We start from the raw sequence: 4,136 nt of genomic DNA on the forward strand, positions 1-4,136 counted from the left end.
GTTCTTCGCGGAGCTGCAGCACGCGTCGCTGGGCGCGGCTGTCGGGGGCGGGGTTGGGGGCCCCCAAGGGGGGGTGTTTGGAGGGGTTGGGGGCCGACCCCCCCCGCCGGGGGGGGCCCCGCAACGCGCGCGGGGGGGGGGGGGGGGGGGTGTTGTGTGTGTGTTCCTCACTATTTCCACCCCTCAACCAAACCCTCCCGCTGCCCCCCCCCCCCCCCCCCCCCCCAAACTACAGGGGACAAGAGAAAACTGCGCGCCGTAGACGAATGATTGCCTGCGGCACCGGGCATAAGCTGCACAGAGGGTCGGGCTGAACCCCTGCGGCGCGGAAGGAGCATCCCGCTCATGGCCAACATTGCCGACGGCTTCGGATCGAGCATCCTCGGGTATCCGAGGATCGGACCGCATCGGGAACTCAAGCGTGCGCTGGAGGCGTACTGGCGCGGATCGCTGGAGCGGGAGGAACTGCTCGCGGTCGGCCGTGAAATTCAGGACACTCAGTTCGCCGAGTTGCACGCGGCCGGGCTGACCCAGGTGCCCGGCAACACCTTCTCCTTCTACGACCACATCCTCGACAACGCGCTGCTGTTCGGCGCGGTGCCCAAGCGATTCCAGCCGTACCGCGCCGACCTGCACCCGCTGGACTTCTACTTCCTGATGGCGCGCGGTCGCCCGGATCTACCGCCCCTGGAGCTGGTGCGCCTGTTCGGCACCAACTACCACTACCGCCAGCCGGAGCTGAACGCCGACACCGAATTCTCGCTGCATCCCGAGGCCCTGCTCGACGAGTGGGACCGGGCCAAGGCGGCCGGTATCGAACAGCGCCCGGTGGTGCTGGGCCCGCTCTCGCTGTTGCTGCTGTCGAAGGCCGGGCAGGTCCCGGGCGAGGCCGAATTCGATCAGCTGACCCTGCTGGACCGGCTGCTCCCGGTGTACGAGGAGCTGTTCGAGATCCTCGCCAAGCGCGGGGCGACCTGCGTGCAGTTGGACGAACCGTGCTTCACCAGCGAGCGCACGCCGGCGGAACTGGCGGCGTTCGAGCAGGCGTACCAACGACTTTCGACCGCGCCGCTGCGCCCGCGCATCCTGGTCACGGGACAGTACGGCGACTTCGGCGAGGCCGTGCGGATCCTGGCGGGCACGGCCGTGGAGGCGATCGGCCTGGATCTGGCCAGCTACCGGATGCGGCCGGAGGAGCTGGCGAAGATCCCCGGCATCCGGCGTAAGCGCCTGTACGCGGGCGTGATCAGCGGAACCAACGTGTGGCGCGCGGACCGCTACGTCACCCTCCAGTACCTCAACGAGCTGGCGCAGGTCTGCCCCGATCTGGTGGTGTCCACCGGCACCACGCTGCTGCACGTGCCCTACGACGTCCTCGTCGAATACGACATCGACGGCAATGTCGCCGACCGCCTCGCCTTCGCGAAACAGAAAGTGCTCGAGGTGGTTTCGCTGGCGAAGGCACTGACCGAGGGGCCGTCGGAGCACTGGCGGCGTCGTCCCACCGAGGTGCACTTCAAGCAGAAACACGCTGTGCGGCAACGTGTTTACGCCGTGACACCGGAGATGCGCGAGCGCGAACCCTACGCCGTGCGCCGAGAAGCCCAGCGCGACAAGCTGAATCTGCCCGTGGTGCCCGCGACGACGCTGGGCTCCTTCCCGCAGACCGCCGCCATCCGCCAGGCCCGCTACGAACTCGGCGAGGGACGGCTGTCCTACGACGAGTACCGCAAGCGCATTGAAGCCGAGATCGAGTCCACCATCCGGCTGCAGGAGGACATCGGCCTGGACGTGCTGGTGCACGGCGAGCACGAGCGCAACGACATGATCCAGTACTTCGCCGAACTGCTCGACGGTTTCGCCACCACGCATTTCGGCTGGGTCCAGGTTTACGGGTCGCGCTGTGTGCGGCCGCCGATCCTCTACGGCGACGTGGCGCGGCCGAAGCCGATGTCGGTGGACTGGATCACCTACGCCCAGTCGCTCACCGACAAACCGGTGAAAGGCATTGTGACCGGCCCGGTCACGATGGTGGCGCGCTCCTTCGTGCGCCAGGACCAACCGCTGTACGAGACCGCGGACCAGGTCGCGCTGGCGATCCGCGACGAGCTGGCCGACCTGGAGAAGGCCGGGGTGTCGATCATCCAGGTCGACGAACCGGCCGTGCGTGAACTGCTGCCGCTGCGCCCCGACGGCCGGATCGAATACCTGCGCTGGGCGGTGAACGCGTTCCGCCTGGCGACCTCGGGGGTGCGGCCGGAAACGCAGATCCACACGCACATCGCCTATTCGGGCCGGGCCGAAATCGTCCGGGCCATCGAGGAATTGGATGCCGACGTCACCGCGATCGTCGCCACCCGTTCCATCGAATGGGTTGTGCGGGCGCTGCGGGAGGACGTCGAGGAGGGCCACGGCCTGTCCCACGGCGTGGGTCCCGGTGTGTACGAAAGCCGTTCGGCGCGCATCCCGGACATCGACGAGATCGATGAACTGCTCACCGCCGCGGCCGCGGCGGTTACCCCCGAGCGACTGTGGGCGAATCCGGACGGCGGCTTGAAGACTCGGCACTATTGGCAGCTGGAGCCGTCGCTGCGCAACCTGGTCGCGGCCGCGCGCCGGGTGCGGCGGCGTGCGGCAGGTTAGCCTGGAAACACCAGTTTCGCGACGGGAGATGTGGTCATGGGAATGTTCGACCAGCTGAAGAAGGCGGCCGACCTGGCCGGCAAGCATGCCGACAAGCTCGATCCGGTGATCGACAAGGTCGGTGACGCCATCGACAAGCAGACCGGCGGCAAGTACGCCGAGCATGTCGACAAGGCGCAGACGACGGCCAAGAAGACGCTGCGCGAGCAGGGCCACAAGTAACAGCAGACCCGACACGGCGGTCCGGATGACATATCCGGGCCGCCGTTCGTCGTATTCGGACCCTTCCGGCCCCGCCTGCGCGGATTTTCGAGCACCTCGGCATAGCATCGGCTAACGATCTGCTACTCCTCTTCGCAGTGGAAGGGATGGGTGATGCGTTCGCTGGCCGTGCTGCTTTCCGCAATAGGTTTATGCACGGTGTTGGGGGTGAGCGCGGCATTCGCGGAGCCACCGCCGAACGTCGAGCAGGTGCGAGACGGAAGTTCTTCACCGTCCGGAGCGAATGATTGGCAATGCACACCGACGACGGCGCATCCGGCGCCGGTGGTCCTGGTCCACGGCACCTGGGGGAACCAGAACAGCTGGGATGTGCTGGCGCCCAAGCTGTCGGCCGCGGGCTATTGCGTCTTCACCCTCAACTACGGGCGCGACACCTCCAGCGCGTACGGCGCGCAGCCGGGTATTTACGGGACCGCCGATATCCGGGACTCGGCCGCGGAGTTGGCGCGATTCGTCGACCGGGTGCGCTCCTCGACCGGTGCGGCGCACGTGGACATCGTCGCGCATTCACAGGGCGGGCTGGTGGCGCGTCAGTACATGCGCTTCGGCGGCGGTGTGAATCGCGCTGATCCACAGCGGAATTCGGTGGACCAATTGATCACCGTGGGCGCCACCAATCACGGCACGACCGCCAGTAATCTCGGATATCTGCTTCCTTCCGGAAGCGCTTCGGATCCGGGTAAGGAGATCGTGGCCGCGGTACTCGGCCGGGCCGCCGCACAGCAGGTGGTGGGCAGCGAATTCCTGCGGGCTCTCAATGCCGACGGCGATACCGAGCCGGGTGTGCGCTATACGGTCGTCGCCAGTCGTTTCGACGAGATGTCCACGCCGCCGGAGGCTACTTTCCTGACGGCCGGACCGGGCGCGTTCGTGGAGAATGTATGGGTTCAGAGCGTCTGTGCCGGTGATACTTTCGACCACGGTCGATTGCTGCGTTCACCGGCGGTTATCCAGATCGTGCAGCAGGCGTTGGATCCGTCGTTCACAGGATCCCGCTGCGGCGGCTGAACACGAAAGCGGCGCCGGGGGGCCCCCCCCCCCCCCCGCGCGAAGAGGGCCCGGCGGGGGGGAAACAGCGGGCGGGGGGGGGGGCGCCCCCCCCGCCCCCCGCTTCCACCCCCCCTGCCGCCGCTTCTGGGCCGGGGGGGGGTTTGGGCCCCGGGGCCCGCTTTCGTGTTCAGCCGCCGCAGCGGGATCCTGTGAACGACGGA

At 67.7% G+C, this 4,136-nt stretch carries 3 protein-coding genes; all 3 read left to right on the forward strand.

Going from position 1 to position 4,136, the window contains the following annotated elements:
- Positions 1-345 precede the first annotated feature (345 nt).
- The 3 genes from metE to QH470_RS28170 all read left to right on the forward strand — a co-directional run bounded on the left by metE (position 346) and on the right by QH470_RS28170 (position 3,933).
- Positions 346-2,643, forward strand: coding sequence for a 5-methyltetrahydropteroyltriglutamate--homocysteine S-methyltransferase (gene metE, locus QH470_RS28160; protein WP_280275380.1), 2,298 nt, complete (start codon positions 346-348; stop codon positions 2,641-2,643).
- Between the two features lie 36 nt (positions 2,644-2,679).
- Complete coding sequence (locus tag QH470_RS28165) at positions 2,680-2,865, forward strand: antitoxin (protein WP_280275381.1); 186 nt, start codon at positions 2,680-2,682, stop codon at positions 2,863-2,865.
- Between the two features lie 207 nt (positions 2,866-3,072).
- Positions 3,073-3,933 (forward strand): esterase/lipase family protein, encoded by an 861-nt coding sequence (locus QH470_RS28170; protein WP_280275382.1) that lies wholly within the window; start codon positions 3,073-3,075, stop codon positions 3,931-3,933.
- The last annotated feature ends 203 nt before the right edge of the window (positions 3,934-4,136 follow it).

This window comes from Nocardia wallacei (assembly GCF_029868745.1).
Lineage (GTDB): Bacteria > Actinomycetota > Actinomycetes > Mycobacteriales > Mycobacteriaceae > Nocardia > Nocardia wallacei_B.

Coding starts and splice junctions, on each gene's coding strand:
- QH470_RS28165 (WP_280275381.1), top strand. CDS start 2,680: ATGGGAATGTTCGACCAGCTGAAGAAGGCGGCCGACCTGGCCGGCAAG.
- metE (WP_280275380.1), top strand. CDS start 346: ATGGCCAACATTGCCGACGGCTTCGGATCGAGCATCCTCGGGTATCCG.